The following is a 22115-nucleotide window of genomic DNA, read 5'->3' as shown; positions in this document are numbered from 1 at the left end:
ACTAACTAAAATTACGTAACTGGATTCTTCTTTTGGTACAAACGGATATAAGTTTGTGGTGAAAATCTAGCTAAGATAACCGCAGCTGCGTATCTTTTTGGCAAATATTGCAAGGCCTTGAGAATCGCTGGAATTGAATAAAGTGACCAGTATCTTCTTTGCTTTGTCTTATTCCAACTCGTGTCATATTTGATGTGATGATGAATGATATATAACGTCGTTCTGATCTTAAAAGCATTGATAATCGCTGTTTTGACATGTAGTCCGCGACTATTCAAAATTGCTTGTACCTTATTTTCATACTTACTAGCCCAATAGCTGATCTTGGGATTGAACGAAGTTGTTGTTGTTCCCAAAGTCTTGTAGAGGTCGTACAGTATCTGATTGATGAAGACAACTTTTCCCGGTCGGCAATTCAACAAGTACCGCAGATTGAACAGTGAATCCTCGAAGAAATTGCCATTATTAAAACGGAGTTGGTGCCCTTGAATCAGACTCCTGCGAAAAATTTTGTTCCACAAGCCAGTGTCGAATTCCTTATTTTTATCCAAATAATTGGTGATCAAATCTTTTTCATTCTTAGCACCAGTTAGGTCGGTTTGATCTTCCACAACTGTCTTATCCGGATAGATTTTTTTGATTCCACACATAACCAAATCATTGTCAGCTTCAATTTTATGAACCATGATCTGCAACATATTTTTTTCAACAATGTCATCACTGTCAAAGAACATGACATAATCACCTTTGGCATGATCTAGGCCATTATTACGAGCTGCGGACTGTTTCAAATTCTGTTGTCTGAATAATTCAATATTGGCAAATTTCTTCTGATACGCTTCAATACAACCAATCGAGTCATCAGTTGAACCATCGTCAACTACGATAATTTCAAATGGAAAATCAACTTGTTGTCGCTCAATTGAATCAAGACAACGACCAATCGTTTGCTCGGCGTTATACATCGGAATGATAATACTCAAAGTTATTTTCATTTTTATCATCTACTTCATTTCCGCCAAACTAGCCCAAAAACGTTGGCAAAATTTATCAGTCGCATATTTTCCTAACGTCTGTTGCACCGTGACGTGATTGAAATGTACTTGCTTGATCAACTTCAAAATGTCAGTTACTAAACCTTTGACGTCACCGACTCGATAGAGAAACCCATTCTCTGAATCGATAATATCTGCCGGTCCAGTCGGACAATCTGAAGCAATTCCGGGAACGCCATAACTGATTGACTCCGCTAGAGCCATCGGAAAGCCTTCATACTGTGAAGTCAAAACCGTCGCATCTAATGTCCGAATCTCTTGCCATGGATCTTTCACCCAACCATGCCAGATAACTGTCTGTTTTACATGATGTTTAGCCAGATAAGCCTTACATTCAGCTATCTGTCCAGTGCCATAAATATGTAAAACAACTGCCTGTGGTGGTAAAAGAGTTAGCGCATCAAACAATTCTTGCAAATCCTTTTGCCCCTTCAACATCACTCGTCCGACATAAGCTAAATGAATCACACCATCATCAGCTGGCATGATTACTCGTTTCTTTTTGTCGACTGGATTAAAAATCAAACGAATTCGTTCGGCTTTGATACCCAATGATTCCAATTGCTTGACGATACCAGAACTGATAGCTAAGTGATAGTCGGCATAATGCAACTTGTCAGGATCAACTGTCTTTTCATTAAAAATTGAGAAGTGAATCCAAGAGACTATCAAATAATGTTTACGGAAAACTTTCCTGATTAAAGCTGACCAATGAATGATAGTTGTACTCAAACAAATCACCTGCTCAAAACCACCAAACAACAACCAGTAACTCAAAACCAACATTCGTAAAATTTGATTATCTGTCGCAAAATGAACTTTCACTTTGGTCGGTAATTCAGTGATCCATTGATTATTTTTGTGACCACCCAAAATAACTAAGTCGATCCGATTTAAATTTTCAAAATACTCATTTTCCTGTAAAACTGTCTTCAGAACCGTTTCCGTACCACCATTACCCGATAACTTAGGTGTGATGATAGCAACTTTTCTTTTCATTAGAAGTGCGTCTTTCCTACTTCTAAGCCAAACCTCCGGCAGAAGAAATAGAAGTATTTTTTCATCAGATGCTTGGGACCCACTTCATACCAACGAACTTCGGTATAACGAACCCGATTCTTCTCGACCCAGACATCCATTAACAATTCGCCCAGATAACCATAAACGCGTGAATCCTGTTGCGAATAGTTCGAGATATCCAGTTGTTGTTCCAAAATGTCTAAGACGTTAAACAGAAATTGAGAATATTGATCAAAAAATTGTTTCTTCATGATAAACATGTTGAACATGTGTGCACTGCGACGATGCATCACTTTATCAAAGGAATCTAAGTAATCAGGATAGTAAGTCGCAATCACGTAACGTAATTTATCTAAGGGGTCACTCTTGTGGGCGTGAACGTAATGCGAATAATTCGTCTCAATATAGTAGTGCCGCTTAGTTGGCAAAATAACGTCAGTTGTCTTCAAAATATCGGCAATCTCTTCATCAGTCAGTGGACCATTTTTATCTTCATATGATTTGAAAAAGCGGCGGTACTGTACGAGTCCAATTGCGTCTGACGTATCAAAATTCTTCCAGGCCCAATACATTGCGGTCAACTCGTTATAATGAGGGTTCTTTTCAGAAATGTTCTTGCCAGTATCATCACGTTGAAACTTAATACCTTGTTTAAAATTTTTAACAGCTCCTACCAAAACTGGTAGATATGTCTTTTTATCAACTGGCATTGGAAAAACTTTATGTGCCGCTACGAGTACTTTTGCATCCATATCAATAAGCCCCGTTTTCCTTAAAAATATCGACAAAGTTAGCTAAGATAATTTTCAAATCGACTGTTAAACAAGCTTCATCAATGTAATGCATCTCAATTTCAGCTCGTCTGGGATAGCCAACTTTACTGCGACCTGACGCTTGCCAAAGCCCCATGGCGCCAGGTTTAACTGATAATAATTTCTTACGGTCATATTCCTTCAGTTCATCCTCGACTACTGGTCTTGGCCCTACCAAGCTCATATCACCCTTAAAAATATTGATAAACTGCGGTATCTCATCAATTGAAGATCTTCTCAAGAATCTCCCTAGCTTGGTAATACGTGGATCTTCATCTGGTGGCAGTTTAAAATTATTTTTAACGTATTCTGCGTACAGTTTCTTATCAGCGTGCAGTTCTTCGTCTGCGTTAACGACCATAGAACGAAACTTATACATTTTAAATTTTTGTCCATGGAGCCCCATTCGTACTTGCCCGTATAACACTGGTCCGCGATTAAACTTACTCAAGTGATCTACTAAGGCAATGACCAGATATATTGGACACAAACAGATTAATGCCAACGCTGAAACAAGAATGTCGAATAGTCGCTTGATAAACAGATACCAAGCTGTTTCAATGTCAAAATGTAACTTCTTATACTTCTCATGTTTCGATTCGATCATTTATCCTGCCCCAAAAGCCATTAGGCTTTCCAGTCAATTTAAATTCTCTCCTCGGATATACTTCATTAACTCTTTCTCTGATATTTCTCTAAACCGTAATAACTCCCGTAATAACCATAATGTTGGTCACGAATGACTCGATTCATTACTGCCCCTAAGATGTGTGCGTGAACCATCAACAAAGCTTGTTTAGCATGAGCAACAGCAGCCTTATTAGCAATTCCTTGTGGAACAACTAAAATCACACCATCAACTAAATTGGCCAGAACCTGAGCATCCGTTACTGTATTGATTGGCGGTGCATCTAAAATTAATAGTCCAAAACTTTCTGATAGTCTGGTAAATAATTGTTTAATTTTATTACTACCAAGCAACTCTGAAGGATTAGGTGGAATTGGACCACTCGTAATGACGTACAAGTTGTGAAAATCAGTTGGTTGTATAATCTCTTCAAAAGTTGCGTTGCCCAATAGATAATTGGATAAACCTTTTTTGTTATCAACATTAAAGGTTTGATGAACCGTAGGTCGACGTAGATCGGCATCAATCAATAGAACTTTTTCATTCTGTTGCGCCCAAGTCACGGCAATGTTGCTGCTGACAGTAGACTTACCTTCAGAAGGTTCTGACGAAGTAAATAGAATTGATTTCAAGGGCTTATCAACCGATGAAAACTGAATGTTAGTCCGAATCGTTTTAAATTGTTCCGAAATGATACCGTTAGGATCATCCGAAGCAACCAGACCAACACCATGATGCAAACTGTAATTATCTAATTTTTTATGCTTATTTTTGAAATTTAACATTTGGTTTAAACCCTCCTGTAATTTCTTTCATCGACAGTATTTAAAGTTGGTTCGTCTACAACTGACTTCTTAGTATCTGTCTGTTCAATTACTTTTTGGTCAATCTCATCGACAATTCCCAAGCTGGTCAAACCTAATTCATCACTTAACTCAGTTTCAGTAGTGACAGCACTATTGCTTAACTCTTTCAAACAGGCAAACGCGATACCGAAGATGATACCTAAAACAATTCCAATCAAGACGTTTAAAATTTTCTTAGGACTTGTTGGTGTCGGATCAACTGTAGCTTTAGAAACAACCGAAACATTGTCGACACTCATCAACTTACCAACACGTTTCTTAAAGACACTGGCGGTCTCATTAGCAATAGCGGCCGCAGTTCCCGCATCCGTCGATTTAGCTGTTAAAGAGAACACCTGCGAGTTCTGTGCATTACTAATCGATAAAGATTTGGATAAATTACCGGCACCTTGATAACCGGGATAATCATGAACTCGTTGATTAACCTCGTTTAAAACTGTGGGACTGGTAATGATATCTTTATAAGTACTGATCAATTGCACATCAGCTTGAGCTTGTTGAAACTGACTAGCTTCCGCATCAGAAGAAGCTTTACGGTTGACCAAAATCTCAGTTGTGGCACTGTACTTAGGCGTCATAACGAAGAAAGTTACAAAAATGGAGATAATGATTACAAAGAATGCGGTACCGATAATCATACGAATGTGTTTTCGAATTATCTCCCAAATCCGCAACACACTGATTTTTTGTTGATTTTCCAATTTGCTCCTCCTAATGAATAGAATTTAGGGTATGCAAAAAACCTCACGAAACACTAATTGCACAAAAGCCACTCATAGCTTTCATGAAACCAGTCCCTCATAAGGTTTCTGATTGTCATAGTACTATCATTTTCCATAAACATTCATCATTAAGCCCTCGATTAGACTTAATGTATGAAACACCTACTTTTATATGATTATTTTTTAATTCTAAAAATTAATGTGCTAATATCTATCAAAAAGTTATGCCTTGGAGATGCCAATCATGACTAAACATGCATATTTGATTATTGCGGATAATAAATTTGAACAACTAGGATTCCTATTAACGCTATTGGATGACTCAAGAAATGATATTTATCTTTTAATCGACAAAAAAACGTCGCTAACTCAACAAGACAAGCAGAAGTTACACACTTGTGTTGAGAAAACGACGTTATTAATATTGCATGATATAAAAATCACTTGGGGTACTTACTCCCAAATTGCAGCCGAAATGGAATTGTTTGAAATCGCCAGTGAACATGATAAGTATGGTTATTACCATCTAATCTCCGGCCAAGATTTGCCGCTACGCAATCAGAATTATATTCATAACCTCTTTGACCAACATTCCGATATGATTTTTCTGACCATTCCCTGTCAGGAGATCTATCAAAAAGTTAAGATACCTGAACGGGTTTTGTATGAACACTATTTTATTCGATTTTATGGTAGATCTAGTTTGAATAAGTATGCTAAGAAGTTCTTTCGTATCTTGGAAAGAATCAACTTTGAAATTCAAAAGATTACTGGCGTTACCAAACGTAGAAAAGCTAGTTTGCCACCTATTAAATATGCCTCTAATTGGGTTAGTTTAAATGATGCGGCTGTTAGATATTTAGTCAGCCGGAAGGACTTTATTTATTGGACTTTCCGACATGCTTTTCTTTGTGATGAATTGTTTGTTCCTACTGTTTTGTTGAACAATGAGAAATTTAAGGATACTGTTTACCACCCTCAGCCTGTGCATGATCGACCTGATGAGTTGCAGGGTAATCTGCGGTATATCAATTGGTGGGATGGCTCTCCCTATACTTGGTCTAGTGATGATTGGGATAAGGTGGAATATGGTCGGGATTTGGGACATTTGTTTTCTCGGAAATTTAATTTGGAAACGATATTGCAAACTAAAACCTCATTTTTCAACATACATATTTATACTAGTTCCATGTAATTTATACCTATTGTACTCACCATACAGCACATCTGATTCTATTTTAACTTTTTTATAATTATTATTTTTGAAATCCTGAAACATTGTATACCAATAATTATATTTTGCAAAAATGTTCTTATAGTATGAGGAATCAGCATAATTTTTACTATCAATTTTAACAGTATCCTCTTTCAATGACTCACGTATAGTAGAAAGACTCCCATAAAGTTCAGCCGCAATTCTACTATTTTTTCTATATCCCTCTAGAGAATGTAAATCAAATTCTATATTTTCGATACTAACTTTTACTCTTTCTCTTAAAGAATCAATATCTGAACTATTCCCCGCTGCAAAAGGACCAAAATCACGTCTCAATTCGTCAGTCGTATTTATACTATTATTTGTAGTTATTTCAATTGATTGACGCGTTATATTGTTCTCTAACTTTTCAGTATGTACCTTATCATTTTCAACTTTCCACTCTGTCACTATATTAAGTAACATTGGTACAGTGGCTAAAATCATTGTTGTAATAGTTTTTGATACCTTCTTTTCTTTTTTCGATAAAATCCAAATTGTAATAATCATTATTATTACAATTCCAATATAAATTAATGCTATGAGATGTTTTTTCATAAGATTCTTTTATAATCATATTCTTTAGAAGATTGACAGGTGATTTAAAAAAGCTTCATACCCATTAAGGTACATTAGTTGGTAATTATTTTATTTTTAAATATTTATTAGGATGGAAAAAGAAATTTATTATGTTTACCTTCCTTGAAAGATAACAAATAAATAATGAAGCGAACCATGATAAAATTATTGATAAAATCAAAAAGATAAAATAATTTGGAATTCCAATTTTAATCAATAAAATTTAAAAAAAGGACGTCAAAGGTAAATGTACCAGATAAATAACTATTGAATAATTTCCATACTTCTCAAAATATTCAAAAAACTTATTATTTTGAACATGGTAGAAGAAAAAGAACATCAGGAATATACTTCCAACTTTGAAAATTGCAGTATTCATTAGCATATCATTGTTTCTAAACCATGAACCGCCTAAATATATTCTTATTGCTAAACCAAAAATCGTAATTATTAAAGAAATTACAAATACCATATAATTATTCAGAATATTCATATTCCTCTTAATTAGAATTCCCATATAAAAACATGGTAACCATGAAAATGTCGCATATATAAAGTAAACTGGATTTATCAGTTGTACTACAATAAACAAAATTATGCTTAAAACTAACTGAATGTTAAAAGGAACCTTTATTATATCCATCAAACCTATAAAAACAAATATTAAAAATAATACATATAAAAACCAAAGGTAACTTATTGGCTGTTTATATATAAATATCAGACTTCCCCATGGATTCAATCTATTAACTTTCGTCAAATGCTGTAAAGATACATATAAAATTGAAAATACGATATACGGTATCGAAAAATTTACAAATTTTTTTCTAATTGAATACAGATATCCTTTATTCGATTTAGGTGACTTATATAAAAAACCTGACAGTGCAAAAAAGCATGGCATTATAAATGTATATATTATTGCCAACATCAATTTAGAAAACACATCATATTTTGGAAAAATATTTGTTCCATAAAGTTCATCTATACAATGTGCAGTCAATACAAAGAATATGGTAAATCCTTTACCAAAATCAATCCATCTAATTCTTTTCATTAAATTATCGCCCCTCAAAAGTCATTTTAAAACTTCTTTTTTGACAAAAAAATGAGAAATCACTATTCTTAAGAATCATGATTTCCCATATGTAAATATATAGTTTTCAAAAATTCTAATACCCTGTATTTGAATACCCTGAGTTGCTAGTAGTTCCCTTACTTTTTGCAGTAGAATCATTTGTAGTATTTGAACGCTGTGAACCAATATTATTAATATCTTGAACTGATTTATTGGTATTAGTACTCTGTGTTGACGGTTTAAACTCAATATTACCAGTCTTAGCGTGAGGCAAATCCAAATTCTCACGAATAAAGTTTGTTACGCGTTGTAATTCAGATTTTTTCATAACTTCCATACTTTGTTTAGCAACTTCATCGCTACTACCCTGCAAATGTGTTTCTGAGGTATGTTTTCTAACCGAATTATAATCCTTAGCAATTGTAGTTAATTCATCGAACGTTAAATCAGTTTGCGTTTGATCAGACAATGAGTTAATAAAGCTTTGATTTAATAACGTAGATACTGAACTACTCTTATGTACTAAGGCAGTAAGAACTTCCCTTTGACGAGTCTGACGACCGTAGTCGCCTTTTGGATCGTCATATCTCATACGCGAGTATGCCAAGGCCTTTTTCCCGTTCATATGAGTTTTTTCATTCTTTGTAAATGAAGATCCTTCATATTTAAAACTCAAGGACGGTGTTACATCAACTCCGCCAGCCTGGTCAATAACTTTTTCCATACCACCCATATTGATAAGTGCATAGAAATCAATCGGAATGTTCAAAAGTTTTTGAACAGTTTTAATAGCTGTCTTAGTTTGGCCGTATGAATATGCAGCATTGATTTTAGCAGGAGAAACTGACTTATATCCTGGAATATTAACAGCCGTATCACGAGGAATACTTGTTACAGTAGTCTTCTTATTATTCGGATTTAAAGTAATTACCATCATACTATCAGTACGTCCCTTATAATCTCGACCTAATGCACCGGTATCTGTTCCCATTAAAAGAATAGACACTGGCTTCTTATTCTTTAAGGCATTACTTACATCACGTTCTTTAGTCACACCTGATGGTTTAAATGAACTATTTACTGAATTCTTTACGCTTCGATAGCGCGTCATTCCATATGCTGCTCCACCCAAAACAAGTAACAATACGAATGATAAAAATACATTTCTTAATGTATGTTTTTTCTTTTTTCTATTATTATGCATCTTATCCCCCTAAAACCAAATCATCCATGTTCTAATTAATTAAACTAATACAATAAATACCCGAGCTATTACAGATAGACTATCTAATGATTCATTAAAATTTCTAGATATTCACATGGTAATCTAATTTTCAAATTCTCTTTTTACTATTTGCATTGCTGACATAATAGTTTGATCCATATTATAATAACGGTACTGTCCTAATCTACCACCAAATATAACATTTGGAAATTCATTTCTTGCTAATTTAACATAATTTGAATATAAATCTTTATTTCTTTTATTATTGATTGGATAGTAAGGATCATCCCCACGATGCCATTCTTGAGGATACTCATGGGTAATAACTGTTTTTCCATTATTCCCTTGACCAAATTCAAAATGCTTATGTTCGATGATTCTAGTAAATGGTGTATCTGAATCAGTATAATTTACAACTGCATTTCCTTGATAATTATCTTCATTCAAAACCTTTGTATCAAAGCGTAAACTACGATATTCTAATTCACCTAATCTGTAATCAAAGAATTGATCAATCATACCGGTAAAAATAATTTTATTATCAGATTTCAAATATTTGTTCTTATTTTCAAAAAAATCTGTATTAATTTTAACGTCTATTAACTCATTACTTAGTAGCTTATTAATAATTTGAGTATAGCCGCCAATTGGAATTCCTTGATATGGATCATTGAAGTAATTATTATCGTATGTAAATCTTACAGGTAATCTACGGATAATAAAAGCTGGTAAATCCTTTGCGGATTGCCCCCACTGTTTCTCTGTATATCCTTTAACCAGTTTTTCATACACATCTGGCCCTATTAAAGATAGTGCCTGTTCCTCAAGATTTTTGGGATTTCCTTCAATATGAAGCGCTTCTTTTTGACTTTCAATTTTTCTTTTGGCTTCAGTAGGTGTTATTACTCCCCATAGCTTGTTGAATGTATTCATATTAAATGGAAGGTTATAAATCTCACCTTTATAGTTTGCAATTGGACTATTTATATAATTATTAAAGTCTGCAAATTGATTAACATAATCCCATATATCCTTCATTTTAGTATGAAAAATATGAGCACCATACTTATGTACTTGAATTCCCTCTACTTCTTTAGTATAGATATTACCTCCAACATGATCTCGCTTTTCAATAACAGTCACATTATTTCCTCTTTTTGCCGCTTCGTTGGCAAATACCGAGCCAAATAAACCTGAGCCAACCACTAAGTAGTTCATATAAATCCTCCTAATTTATTGTTTTCCTCGTCCAAATAGTGGTGAATACACCTTAAATATTAAATTATATACATGAACGCCTAAATATTTTTTTATTCTTCTAGAAACCCTTGCATGCCTATATTGTTTCTCTAATGAGAATTTATTCTCTGAAACCCAGCTACTATTAAAATGATGTGTCGTATAAGCATTACCAAAATCTTTAGAATTCTTAATTTCTCCATACTGCTGAGGACAAAAAACAGAAGTTTCATAAATTATATGATTATCAATATTCTGACGTTTCCCATTAAATTTAAATCCTCTATCTTTGAAGAAAGATGTCACTATCTCAACAGTACTACTATAATTTATTGCATTTATAGCCGCATCCTTATCCATTGAAGAATATATATTCAAAATTTCACCTAAAATAGTATCCCCTTTTTCAGCAGCAAAAATTAAACCTGTATTAATCCGATCAATTTCCTCAGTAGCAAAAAAGGAGCCATTATTGACAATTTCATCTATATTCCTTAGGAACTCAACATCAACATCAACATAAATACCACCATTCTGATGAATAATATCTAACCGTGCATAATCCGATACAAAGGCAAATTTGTTCATCGAATAGGCACATCGAACAAACTCATTGGAATTTATATCGTAATTTTTCTCATTCCATTCTACAATTTTGTAATCTGGACAATATTTTTTCCAAGATGAAATTATAGATTCAAAATTATCTGGCTTTGTTCCATGTCCAAACCAGCAGTAATTAATAACTTTCGGAATCATATATTCATTTCCCCTTCTATAAAACTAATCAACAAATTTTAGTACTTCATTTGTAGGTTTTCTTGCTGATTTTGCTGCTAGTACTTCATCCTTAGGATACCCTGCCGCAACAAATGCTATTAAAACCTCTGAAGGTGAAATTCCTAATATTTTTTTTACCTTCCTTTGTTCTTCGTTAGGTAACATCGAGTTAAGAATGCATGATGCCAAGTCAAAGTATGTTAAAGAAAAATCAAAATTCATTAAAAAGAGTCCACCATCTATATATGCTTCATTTCTTTCATAACTCCCTATAAAGGATCTTCTATCGACAGTAACTAAACTTAATGTTGGAGGTAACTCATAACCATTGAATCCTTTTTGCAACCTTAACAATTCAGCTATTTTATTTTTATTACTTGTTGTGTAGACTTTCCAAGGTTGCCTATTACAGACGGAAGGTGTTTTTAAAGCCAACTTTACTGCTTCATCAAATACACTACTATCCACGCCTTTATGTGAAAATTCACGTTGCGTTGTTCGATAATATTCAAATTCTTCAAAGCTCATGTCATTTGCTTCTTTATTAACATGTTTCTCTGCACCAGCCATTTGCTTTCCAAATGAAATTTCATCAAGATTAAATAATGAATCAAAAAAAGGAGTATCAATACCCGCATTTTTATGCTTGTTTTTGTAAAATTTTAAAACGGAAATAGCATTTTGGTAAGAAAAGTCATTTTTATCAAGATTCAAACGTTCAAATTCATCTAAATTTGCCTTCAAACCAGACAGTGCTCTTTTTCCAAAATTAGGTCTAAAATGCGGATGACTAAGTCCCTTCTCCAAAGCATGCGTATGAAAAATCAATAATTCTTTAACTCCCTTATCCGAACTACCTACCAAATGGAAATTAGTTGAATTATTATATTGAACAGCATCTTCGCGAAATTCATTCTTTACACGACCATGTTCTCTAAACTCTCTATACTTAATTACCCAGATGTTGGGAACAATCTTTTTTACAAGTTCTTTCATCTCGTTACCTCTTTGATATACAATTTAATTATTAATTAAAAAATTTTGCCTTTATTCCAGAAACAACAATTCCAAGAATTTGTTTATTTAAGACAATGGAATACCCCATAGCAAATATGCAGGAAGAAATTATTGCCAAAGGTGTCTGAACCATGAATAAGCTCAATACAACACCACTGGCTATAATATTGATAAAAATGATTCTCTTTGAGTAACTCAATTTAACCATGCCTTTAACTTTCATTCTTCTATACCAATAGATGAAAAAACTTGACAGCAAGGTAGCAAATGCCGCAGCATATATTCCCATGGTCTTAATAAGGACAATATTAAGAACCAGATTAATAATGGCAGACCATACAGTGGTTGTACCCAATATCCACGTATTTTTATGGGCTGTGAAAACACCACCAAAAAAACCAGACAAATTCGAAAAGAACGTTGCAAAAAGTAATATTGGTACACAATAGATTGCACTATAATAACGATGATTGACAAAAAATCTAAAAATAATTGGCATAAATGCGGTCATTAAAAGAACTACTGAAATTAAAAAATTAATCAAATACACAAAAATCTTTTGAAAAAATGCATCACTATCATCTTTTGCAAGAGCACGTGCAGAACTTTCTTTCCATGACTGATAGAAAAAGCCATATACTGTATCCATTAATGTAGGAAATTTATAAGCTACGGCATATAAACCTGATGCACTGGCACCTAAAACATTCATTATCACAATTCTATCCGATAAATTTATAATAGACCAAGAAATACTATTTGGAATCATTGGTATTGAGTATCTAAGCATTTCTCTGTAATTCCCTGACGCCTTGAAATCTATGAAACGCCAAACATGTATTCTGAATGCCGTAAATATGGCTACCGAACTTTGTGCAATTATAAAAGCAAATAGCATACCATATACACCAAATCTAAATACAGCAATCAAAGTTACATTCAAAATAACATTCAAAATTCCTGTAATACAATTATATAAGGCATACCAATCTGTTCTTCCTATACCTCTCAAAAAAGCACTAAAAAGAGTTGCCACAACGGACGAAATCATATACATTAGGAAAACCAATATCATCACTTTATTGATAAATAGATATAATATTCCACAAATAGCACTAACTATTAAAATTCCTACTCCAGTGATTTTTACCGCTACACTAATTATCGATTTTCTTTCATTATCATTTTTTGCATCAATTAAATAACGAAACATAGACTCATCCATTAGCATAGTTGCAAAGGGAACACAAAAGGTTGAAATACTTATTATATAATCGACAGTACCATATTGGTTAGTGGTTAATAACGCCGTATATAATGGTAATAGAAAAAAAGAAACCAGCTTAGTACTCAAATTTCCTAAAGCAATTAATCCCGTGTTCTTTATAAGCCGATGTTCTTCTTTCATAACCTACTCCTCTTGATAAAAAGTTAATCATTTTTTGATAATGCTGATTTCAAAAAATTAATCGAATTCTGCTTAAGTAATTCGAGTTTTTTATTAACAGTTTTGAAGTCAATTTGATCATCCATATTAAAATTTGAATCCATTATCCTATTAGTTAATCCTAAGTTACCCAATAAATCTAACATTCTAGGAAAACTCTTCCTAGTTTTAAAAGTTGCAAATCTTTTTTCGAATATTATTGAAAAAACAGTAGCATGAAAGGAATTAGTAACTACATATTCAGCGTTCTTCAATTTAGATAGAAATTCATTTGGTGCCAAACCATATAAATTTTCAGAATTAACTGAATCAAAAATTTTCTTTTTTGTAATGTTAGATATATATAATACCTTTAGTTCTTTTTCCTTGGCTAATTTAGATACATAATCTACCAATTCATTATTTGGCTCCAAGAGATAAACAAATATGTACTTACCATCATTATCTTTATTCAATAAAGTGGAATAATCATCACTTTTTAAAAGCAGAGTGGGATCTAGTACAACTTCAAAGTCCCTATTTGTTAAGCTTTCTAGTTTTTTCTCCATACTTTTTTCACGTATTGATAAAGAATTAAAACTTTCTAACATTGGTTTTATGGTATCAAGATCTTTTTGATTTTGTCCGTTTTGTCCCATACTTGGTGCGTACGCAATTTTTTTCTTTGAAGAACTAACGAAATCCAAAAAGTAAACCGAATCTACTCCACCTGTACACTCAAAGTTCCAAATTTGATCGCTTCCAGCTACAAATGCATTCATTTCAGTATTTAAGCTTTTTAATTCTTCAATAGAGTTATACTTTTTTGAAGTTATTTTTAGATATTTCTTATGAAATTTTCTAAATGAATGTCTTCGTTTTAAATTTTTTTTCAAATATAAAATATCTGAAAGAAAAGTTTTAGGTCTATTCTTATACTGATGAATTCTAAACAATTTATAATTTTCAAAATCATACATACATATATAATCTATTATTTCCGATTCATACCCCATTTGCTCAAGTACTTTTTGTAAAGCAAAGGCCTGTAGGGTAGAACCGTAATTATATGGGTAATGCAATGTTACTGTACCCACTTTTTCCATTGTATTTACCTCAAATCCTCTGAACCATTAGTTTCATTACTTTTTAAATTCTTAAACATAAAGAACGATAGTAAAAACGCCCCGGTAAAAGTAAATGTTCCAAATTGCCATCTAAAAAAGGACGATGCTAGTATTTCAACTAGGATCATAGCTGGAAATACATATTTCTCATTTTTAAATTCTGTAGATAATACATATATCCATTTACTTAATCCACCCAAAATCAGGGAACCGATGAAGACTCCCCAAATTCGAAAATCAATATATAAATCATAAAACATAGTATCAAACGCGTTATACCAATTACCTGAATATATTTGAACCCAATTTTGTTGAGGTATATTAATTAAATTTGCAACATTTTCATATACTGGTAAATTTATTCCAAATTTGTTTAGGATCACATCCAAAAGCTGAAAGATTCCACCAAAAAATGCTAGACCATTTCCCTTAACGCCACTAGTATCTACTGTACCTATCCATCGAGATAATATTGGTAAGTTTACATTGAAATATGCATATACTGAATTGATTTTTAAAGATCCGACACTTTGAGACTTAACCCTAAACAATGTGGTAACAAAAGCAACTATTCCTAAAACTAGGACAAACATTCCAACTCTTCTAATAGTTTTCCATGGAATATCTTTCCTATAGTATCCCATAGCAAAAATAAACTGGAATAGCATAAACATAATAATTAATCGTCCACCAGTTGCTATTATGTAAGCACCAATACTTATCCAACTCATTACTTTATATTGTAACTTTAGCCTACCATGAAAGAGTTCAATAACTGCTACTGGTGCAACACAATACGTCATTGGAACATCGACAATATTATAAACATTCAACATTAGCTTAGAAGTAAAAAACTTTGTTCCATCATCATTATATGAATATAGCAAGTCTCTAATATATGCATAACTAATACCACTTCTTAAATAATTAATCATAATGACAACTAACATAATATTGAATACGGTACTGAAAACAATTATTAGTTTAATCAACCAATTTCTATAAGTTGTTGGGAAAGCACTTCCAGAATTATTTATTCTAAATGCCCCTACTAAAGTCTTACGGATTAATACAGTTCCTAAAATGAAACTTAATGTACCTATAATTACTAAATTTAAAGCTTCCTGATTTATCTGCCCATTAATCCGATATATATCTAACACATAAGTTAAAAGACACAAAACCCATGGAATTAAAAAATAAATTAATGGGTGTGTAAGATCACGTCTTATAAAGACAATGAAAATAATTATGCAGATAAAAAATATTAATAAATAACCCATCTCATTTCCCCATCCGTTTAATATGAATAACTAAACTATTCAACTTATTTTCCATAGAGTAAAACATCCCTTTAGAAAGCTTTAATAGATTTAATTCAGCTCTATACCTAGGAGAGAGAAGTTTTTTTTCTAACTTCCCATAATTCTTTGACAGAATTAATTGTAGTTTTTCATCCTCACCAAAGTCTAATCTCTGATTTGACAATGCAGCCTCTCTATATATGTCAATTATTGCTGCAATAACAGAGACTTTTAATTCAGGTAAAAATTTTGGTTTCAATTTACCTAGTTCCTTTTTTCTCAAAATCCTCGCATCCAACAAATTAAAAAAGGACTTATAACTATCGGAATGAACTATGGAATTATCTCGTTGATTATAAAAGTACAATGGTTCATCTAATAAAACTATAACTTTGGCTTTTAAGTACGTTTTATAAACCGTAGAAACGTCCTCATAAGTTGTACCCGAAGGAAATGAAATTCCTTTCCAAGTAGAGGCTTTATAAATTCTCCCCCAAGTTCTACTTCTGAACTTTCTGTCATCCAGTAATGTCTTCAAACTTGAATCACTATCTTGACGAACACATTTTCCAGAAGTATCTGGTTTTTCTATTCTATCGCCATATACAAAGTAGTTTTCACAAGCAACAATATCAGCATTTTCATTTAAAAGGACGTTCAACAATCGTTCTATCATCTCAGACTTCACCCAATCATCCGAATCAATGAATACTATAAAATCACCATGCACATTCTCTAATCCGACATTTCTAGTATCAGCTATTCCCGAGTTTTTTTTATGAATAACCCTAATACGAGCATCATGATTTGCAAGAGAATCACATAATTTATCAGACCCGTCTGTTGAACCATCATCTATTAATAAAATTTCTAAGTTATCATATGTTTGAGTACAAACACTTTTTACAGACTTTTCTAAATAACTTACTACATTGAATACCGGTATTATTACTGATACTACTGGATTTGATTTTTCCTCTTTATTTAAAGAATCCATACTATATTCCCTTTTTTACTTTAAGATAATACTTCCAAAAACAACTGTATACGGGATAGCCAAGGTATATTAAAATTAAGGCAACTTTATCCCTTGTAGGCGTCTTAGAATCACCTAGAACTTTAAATCCATTCAAGCGAATTTGTTTCACTAGTTTGTTCTTTATATCCCTATGTTCTTTAACACCTTGCATTTGGTTAAGTGTACTAATTTTAGCATAGACCCTTCTACGTAAAACAGCTCTTTCCAGCAGAGGAAATTTCTTGCTAACGTCTTTCCCCATTTGATCAGTCATACTAATCAAATCCATCTTATTCAAGCTGAACTTTCTATTAACAATAGACTTAGAGCGATATACATAATTATATTTTTCATCGCTACCAATAGAAACGTACTCTGACGCCATAATAAACTTATAAGTGGTTGAAATATCTTCAAATAATTTTCCGACAGGAAATTCTATATTCCAAAATAAATCTTTGCTATATAATTTTGCCCAAGCAGAAGTATCCACTTCATCAGAATATAAAAGTCGTTCTAATGTTTTTACAGATGAAAGTTTCTCATTTCCATGGTAAAAATGATGTTCTACTTTCCCATTAGTAAAAACAGTCCTGTGTTGGCAAATAGACATTTTTACATTATTTTTTGATAGAAGATCATAAAGATACTCGACATAATCATTATCTATAAAATCATCTGAATCAACGAAAGTAACAAAATCACCACTAGATTTACTGACTCCAAAATTTCTTGCATCGGACAATCCACCATTAATCTTGTCAAATAGTTTAAATCTAGAATCTTCATTCACAAATTCTTTACAAATACTTCTACTACTGTCTGTAGAACCATCATTAACCATTACTACTTCAATATTCTCATAAGTTTGATTTTCTACACTTTTTAAACATTTTTTAAGATATTCTTCAACATTAAATACTGGAATCACTACTGAAACTAATGGTGTATTCATAAAATCTCTCTCCAATTATTACCTAATCAACATGACTTTTAATATGTGCTTCACCATGTCCAATAACTTTTCTTTTAATAAATCCAATTCCCTTTTTAAACAATTGTTGTCCCTCTACATACAACACTGGCACTTCTACAAACGAAATCTTATTGTTCTTTAACCATACATCCAATAAAAGTTCACTTACATAGCCAAAAACTCGAGCCTCTTGCTTTGAATAATCTGATATATCTAATCTATTTTGTAATTCAAAAAGAATAGAAAATAACCACTCACAATATTCATCAAAGAATTCTGATTTCATAATAAACATATTAAACATATGAGCAGATCTTGCATTCATTACTTCATCATACGAACTTCTATATTTGGGATACATCTCGGAAATAATATTCTTTGTACATTTCAATGCCTCAGATGGATGGGCATGAACATAATGTGAGTAATTTGTTTCAATATAATATTTTCTCTTTTGAGGTAAAATAACATCAGCGCTTTTAAACAACGATTCCAAATCTGAAGTAGTTAAAATCTTATCAAAAATTTTATTTTCCCCATTAGTAAAATGATTTTCTTTACTTTTAAGATATCTGCGATAATGAACCAATCCTTTATACCTAGAATTAACATTTTTCCAGATATAGTATATTCCTGTCAATTCACTATAGTTGGAATTCAAATTAGAAATATTATCCCCTATATCATCTCTTGTAAAATTTGGTATTGTCATTTTACCCGAGGCACCAACTTGAATGGGAACATAAGAATTATCTTTCGGCATATCATATTTCTTGTGCCCGGCAACACCAATAAAAAAATCTTTCATAGTTAAACATCCTCAATTAACTTCTTTTAACAATATAAGGCCCAGTGAGATTATGCAATCAACACTCAGCCTTACAAAAAATATAGTTATAAATTTATTAATATGCCCCATTAGGGACAAAGAAAATACCGACAGTCTTGATCATAACGTACAAATCAAAAGAAATACTTCTTTTACTTATATATTTAAGATCCAAACTAACCATTTCATCAAATCCAACATCGTTTCTTCCACTAACTTGCCATAAGCCCGTACAACCAGGTTTCACAGTTAGTCTTTGCATGTCATGATCTGTATACTTAGCAACTTCTCTTGGTAAAGGTGGACGAGGTCCCACTAAACTCATTTGGCCTAACAATACATTAACTAATTGTGGAAGTTCATCAATACTATATTTTCTGATAAATTGTCCTACCCTTGTAACTCTAGGGTCGTTTTTCATCTTAAACATAGCACCTTCAATTTCATTTTGTTTCAATAATTCCTTTAAATGACTATCAGCATCAACTATCATTGAACGGAATTTAAACATTTTAAATGACTTTTTATTTTTTCCTAATCGTATTTGTGAATAAAAAACGGGGCCTTTTGGATCTTCAATTTTTATCATAACTGCGACAATCAAAAATAATGGTGATAAAATTATTAATCCTAATAAGCTTGCAACAAAGTCAAAAATTCTTTTTGACATTCGATAGATATACCTTCTATTCTGATATTCAAGATTAACAGTTGCCTTATCACTTTTATCATCAAAATATTCCATATTAAAATCCCCCCTAAAAACACTGTCTTTATACTAAAATAGCCAAAATTTCTTTTTCTTCTTAGGTAATGAAGATATCTCAATAAAATCAGTATCACCAACGTCATCACCATTGATGATATTTCTTGCATTAAGATTAAATAATTGTGCCTTGCGAAGTCCCTCTTCTTTTTCTAACTTCTCAAAGGCTTCCTTCATCAAATATCTACGCCCCTTAAAATTATGGGCATCAGATGAAAAAACAAATCCTAAATTGGCTTTAATGATTTCTTCAGTAAGTGTTTGAACCCTTTTACCAAACACACCAAGATAACTGCTACTTGTCAATTGTGTTAAACATCCCATTTTAACGAAATCATATAATTTATCAGGATCCTCTTGGATTCCTTGATTACGCTCTGGATGGGCAATAACTGGCGTTATACCACGAGTAGTTAAATCAAAAATCATGTCCGCTGTATATTCAGGAATACCATCGTGTGGCATCTCTAACAATATATAACGATTAGTTTCATCCATGAACAGAACATCATCTTTAGCAATGGCATCCATTAGTTCCCCTGTTAGATGAACTTCCTGACTAGCAAACACACTCAACGGTATGCCTGCATTATCTAAAGCTTCTTGAAATTCATTAGTCTTTCTAATCACATCTTGTTTGTGATTAGTGTATTCCCCATCCATATGGTGAGGAGTTACCAGACTATTGGTAATTCCTTGATCTACAGCTGCCTTAGCCAAATCTAATGACATCTGCATATCTTTGGAACCATCATCAACGCCTGGCAATATGTGGCAATGCAAATCAATTAATTTCATTTCTCTTTCTCAGCTCCATAGTATCCGCCATAATAACCACCATAGTATCCACCATAATAGCCTTGTGACTTTTCTTTTGTGACACGATTCATAATCACACCTAGAATATTAGCATGAACCGTATCTAATAATTGCTTAGCATGAGCAACGCCAGCTTTTTCAGCAATTCCTTGAGGTACAACCATAATTACACCATCAATTTGTGCTGCCAAGACTTGCGCATCAGTAACTGTATTAACTGGTGGCGTATCCATAATTAATAATCCAAATTTATCTTCAAGACGATTAATTAAATCCTTAGTTCTCATACTCCCAAGAAGTTCGGACGGATTAGGTGGTATTGGTCCACTAGTAATAACAAATAGATTTTTAACCATAGTTGGTTGAATAACATCTTCAAATGAAGCATTTCCCAATAAGTAACTGGACAATCCAACACGATTACTTACATTAAAGGTTTTATGGATTGTTGGACGACGAAGATCGGCATCAACAAGAACAACGGTCTCACCTTGTTTAGCCCAAGTTACCGCAACATTGTTACTTACGGTAGATTTACCTTCAGATGGAGCAGATGAAGTGAATAAAATTGAATTCAACTTTTTATCTACAGATGAGAATTGAATATTAGTTCTGATAGTATTAAATTGCTCTGAAATCGTACTGGTAGGGTCATCATAAGTAACCAAACCAACACCATTTTTCAAACTATAATTATCTAGCTTTGTAGTTTTCTTTTTAAATAATGCCATTTTATTCCCTAGACCCTTCTATGATTTCTTGAAGATTTATTGATACTCAATTTAGATTGAACTTTCTTATGTTCAACAGTTCTTTCAATATCTTTTTGATCAATTTCAGCAACAGTTCCCAAACTCGTAAGTCCTAAATCATCAGTTAAGAACGTCTCAGTTGAAACTGTTCTATCAGTTAACTCACGAATAAATGCTAATGCTATTCCTAAGATTAAGCCTATAATTACACCAGCTATAACATTTAAGGCCTTTCTAGGACTTACCGGTTTTGTATTTGCCGTAGCTTCAGAAACAATTGAAACATTATTAACACTCATAATTTTTACTACTTTTTTCTTAAAAACTTTTGCTGTCATATTAGCGATTGCTGCTGCAGTTCCTGCATCAGAAGATTTTGCCGTTACTGAAAACACTTGAGAATTCTGAGCATTACTGATGGATAACGAACTCTTTAACGCATTTATTGAACCCGGATATCCCGGATACGCGCTTACTTCCTTATTAACATCTCTTAAAACAGTAGGACTAGTAATAATATCCTTATAAGTACTAATCATCTGAACATCAGCCTGAACTTGTTGGAACTGCGCTGATTGCATATCATCTGATAATTTACGATTGACCAAAATTTGTGTAGTGGCGCTATATTTTGGTGTCATAACGAAAAAGGTAACGAAAATTGCTGCCAAAGTAACAACAATAGTTGTTCCGAAAATTGCTTTTATATGTTTGCGTAAGATGCCTACGATCTGCATCATACTAATATTTTGTTCTGATTCCACTTCGTCCTCCGAATATATACAAGTTATTGTAAATTATATACATAAAAACCCCAGCTTA

General features: G+C 32.7%; 23 protein-coding genes. 1 reads left to right on the top strand and 22 read right to left on the bottom strand.

What is annotated here, in order from left to right; translation table 11 throughout:
• Positions 1-11: 11 nt before the first annotated feature.
• From ATN92_RS05490 to ATN92_RS05465, 6 genes are all read right to left on the bottom strand, one after another.
• A complete protein-coding gene (locus tag ATN92_RS05490) occupies positions 12-1004 on the bottom strand; it encodes a glycosyltransferase family 2 protein (protein ID WP_056953549.1) in 993 nt (330 codons plus the stop codon).
• Entirely contained in the window at positions 1005-2054 is a 1050-nt protein-coding gene (locus ATN92_RS05485; RefSeq protein WP_056953547.1) for a glycosyltransferase, read from the bottom strand.
• Entirely contained in the window at positions 2054-2827 is a 774-nt protein-coding gene (locus ATN92_RS05480) for a DUF4422 domain-containing protein (protein WP_056953546.1), read from the bottom strand. The genes ATN92_RS05485 and ATN92_RS05480 overlap by 1 nt, the downstream gene beginning before the upstream one ends.
• A 1-nt stretch (position 2828) precedes the next feature.
• Positions 2829-3494 carry a sugar transferase gene (locus ATN92_RS05475; RefSeq protein WP_056953544.1) on the bottom strand — a complete coding sequence of 222 codons (666 nt, stop codon included), beginning with the start codon at positions 3492-3494 and terminating at the stop codon, positions 2829-2831.
• A gap of 65 nt (positions 3495-3559) precedes the next feature.
• On the bottom strand, positions 3560-4300 hold the full coding sequence (locus tag ATN92_RS05470; RefSeq protein ID WP_056953542.1) for a CpsD/CapB family tyrosine-protein kinase: 741 nt from the start codon (positions 4298-4300) through the stop codon (positions 3560-3562).
• 5 nt (positions 4301-4305) lie between these two features.
• Positions 4306-5082 carry a YveK family protein gene (locus ATN92_RS05465; protein WP_056953540.1) on the bottom strand — a complete coding sequence of 259 codons (777 nt, stop codon included), beginning with the start codon at positions 5080-5082 and terminating at the stop codon, positions 4306-4308.
• Positions 5083-5347: 265 nt separating this feature from the next.
• Between ATN92_RS05465 and ATN92_RS05460 the strand changes: the two genes are divergently transcribed.
• On the top strand, positions 5348-6298 hold the full coding sequence (locus ATN92_RS05460; protein WP_056953538.1) for a beta-1,6-N-acetylglucosaminyltransferase: 951 nt from the start codon (positions 5348-5350) through the stop codon (positions 6296-6298).
• Here ATN92_RS05460 and ATN92_RS05455 read toward each other — a convergent pair.
• The 16 genes from ATN92_RS05455 to ATN92_RS05380 all read right to left on the bottom strand — a co-directional run bounded on the left by ATN92_RS05455 (position 6260) and on the right by ATN92_RS05380 (position 22057).
• Positions 6260-6916, bottom strand: a complete 657-nt coding sequence (locus tag ATN92_RS05455) for a hypothetical protein (RefSeq protein WP_056953536.1) — start codon at positions 6914-6916, stop codon at positions 6260-6262. The two genes, ATN92_RS05460 and ATN92_RS05455, sit on opposite strands and share 39 nt — an antisense overlap.
• Before the next feature lie 244 nt (positions 6917-7160).
• Positions 7161-7994: an acyltransferase family protein gene (locus tag ATN92_RS05450; protein WP_056953534.1), complete on the bottom strand. Its 834-nt coding sequence runs from the start codon at positions 7992-7994 to the stop codon at positions 7161-7163.
• 115 nt (positions 7995-8109) lie between these two features.
• A complete protein-coding gene (locus tag ATN92_RS05445) occupies positions 8110-9219 on the bottom strand; it encodes an LCP family protein (protein ID WP_056953532.1) in 1110 nt (369 codons plus the stop codon).
• Between the two features lie 123 nt (positions 9220-9342).
• Positions 9343-10458, bottom strand: coding sequence for a UDP-galactopyranose mutase (gene glf / locus ATN92_RS05440; RefSeq protein ID WP_056953529.1), 1116 nt, complete (start codon positions 10456-10458; stop codon positions 9343-9345).
• Positions 10459-10473: 15 nt separating this feature from the next.
• Positions 10474-11238, bottom strand: a complete 765-nt coding sequence (locus ATN92_RS05435) for a glycosyltransferase family 32 protein (RefSeq protein ID WP_056953527.1) — start codon at positions 11236-11238, stop codon at positions 10474-10476.
• Positions 11239-11262: 24 nt separating this feature from the next.
• A complete protein-coding gene (locus tag ATN92_RS05430; RefSeq protein WP_056953524.1) occupies positions 11263-12255 on the bottom strand; it encodes a nitroreductase family protein in 993 nt (330 codons plus the stop codon).
• Positions 12256-12286: 31 nt separating this feature from the next.
• Positions 12287-13684, bottom strand: coding sequence for an oligosaccharide flippase family protein (locus ATN92_RS05425; protein ID WP_056953522.1), 1398 nt, complete (start codon positions 13682-13684; stop codon positions 12287-12289).
• Positions 13685-13707: 23 nt separating this feature from the next.
• Positions 13708-14808, bottom strand: a complete 1101-nt coding sequence (locus ATN92_RS05420) for a polysaccharide pyruvyl transferase family protein (RefSeq protein WP_056953520.1) — start codon at positions 14806-14808, stop codon at positions 13708-13710.
• 5 nt (positions 14809-14813) lie between these two features.
• On the bottom strand, positions 14814-16112 hold the full coding sequence (locus ATN92_RS05415; RefSeq protein ID WP_056953518.1) for an O-antigen polymerase: 1299 nt from the start codon (positions 16110-16112) through the stop codon (positions 14814-14816).
• Position 16113: 1 nt separating this feature from the next.
• Positions 16114-17130: a glycosyltransferase family 2 protein gene (locus ATN92_RS05410; protein WP_056953516.1), complete on the bottom strand. Its 1017-nt coding sequence runs from the start codon at positions 17128-17130 to the stop codon at positions 16114-16116.
• A 1-nt stretch (position 17131) separates the two neighbouring features.
• A complete protein-coding gene (locus tag ATN92_RS05405) occupies positions 17132-18106 on the bottom strand; it encodes a glycosyltransferase family 2 protein (protein ID WP_056953514.1) in 975 nt (324 codons plus the stop codon).
• A gap of 22 nt (positions 18107-18128) precedes the next feature.
• Complete coding sequence (locus ATN92_RS05400; RefSeq protein WP_056953512.1) at positions 18129-18935, bottom strand: DUF4422 domain-containing protein; 807 nt, start codon at positions 18933-18935, stop codon at positions 18129-18131.
• A 97-nt stretch (positions 18936-19032) separates the two neighbouring features.
• Positions 19033-19701 (bottom strand): sugar transferase, encoded by a 669-nt coding sequence (locus tag ATN92_RS05395; protein WP_056953509.1) that lies wholly within the window; start codon positions 19699-19701, stop codon positions 19033-19035.
• 33 nt (positions 19702-19734) lie between these two features.
• The gene (locus ATN92_RS05390) at positions 19735-20520 is read right to left on the bottom strand and encodes a tyrosine-protein phosphatase (protein WP_056953507.1); all 786 of its coding nucleotides are present in this window, start codon (positions 20518-20520) and stop codon (positions 19735-19737) included.
• Positions 20517-21272, bottom strand: coding sequence for a CpsD/CapB family tyrosine-protein kinase (locus tag ATN92_RS05385; protein WP_056953506.1), 756 nt, complete (start codon positions 21270-21272; stop codon positions 20517-20519). The genes ATN92_RS05390 and ATN92_RS05385 overlap by 4 nt, the downstream gene beginning before the upstream one ends.
• Before the next feature lie 8 nt (positions 21273-21280).
• Positions 21281-22057 (bottom strand): YveK family protein, encoded by a 777-nt coding sequence (locus ATN92_RS05380; protein ID WP_056953503.1) that lies wholly within the window; start codon positions 22055-22057, stop codon positions 21281-21283.
• Positions 22058-22115: the final 58 nt, after the last annotated feature.

The organism is Companilactobacillus bobalius (assembly GCF_009764355.1).
This window is presented reverse-complemented; position numbering and strand designations above follow the sequence as displayed.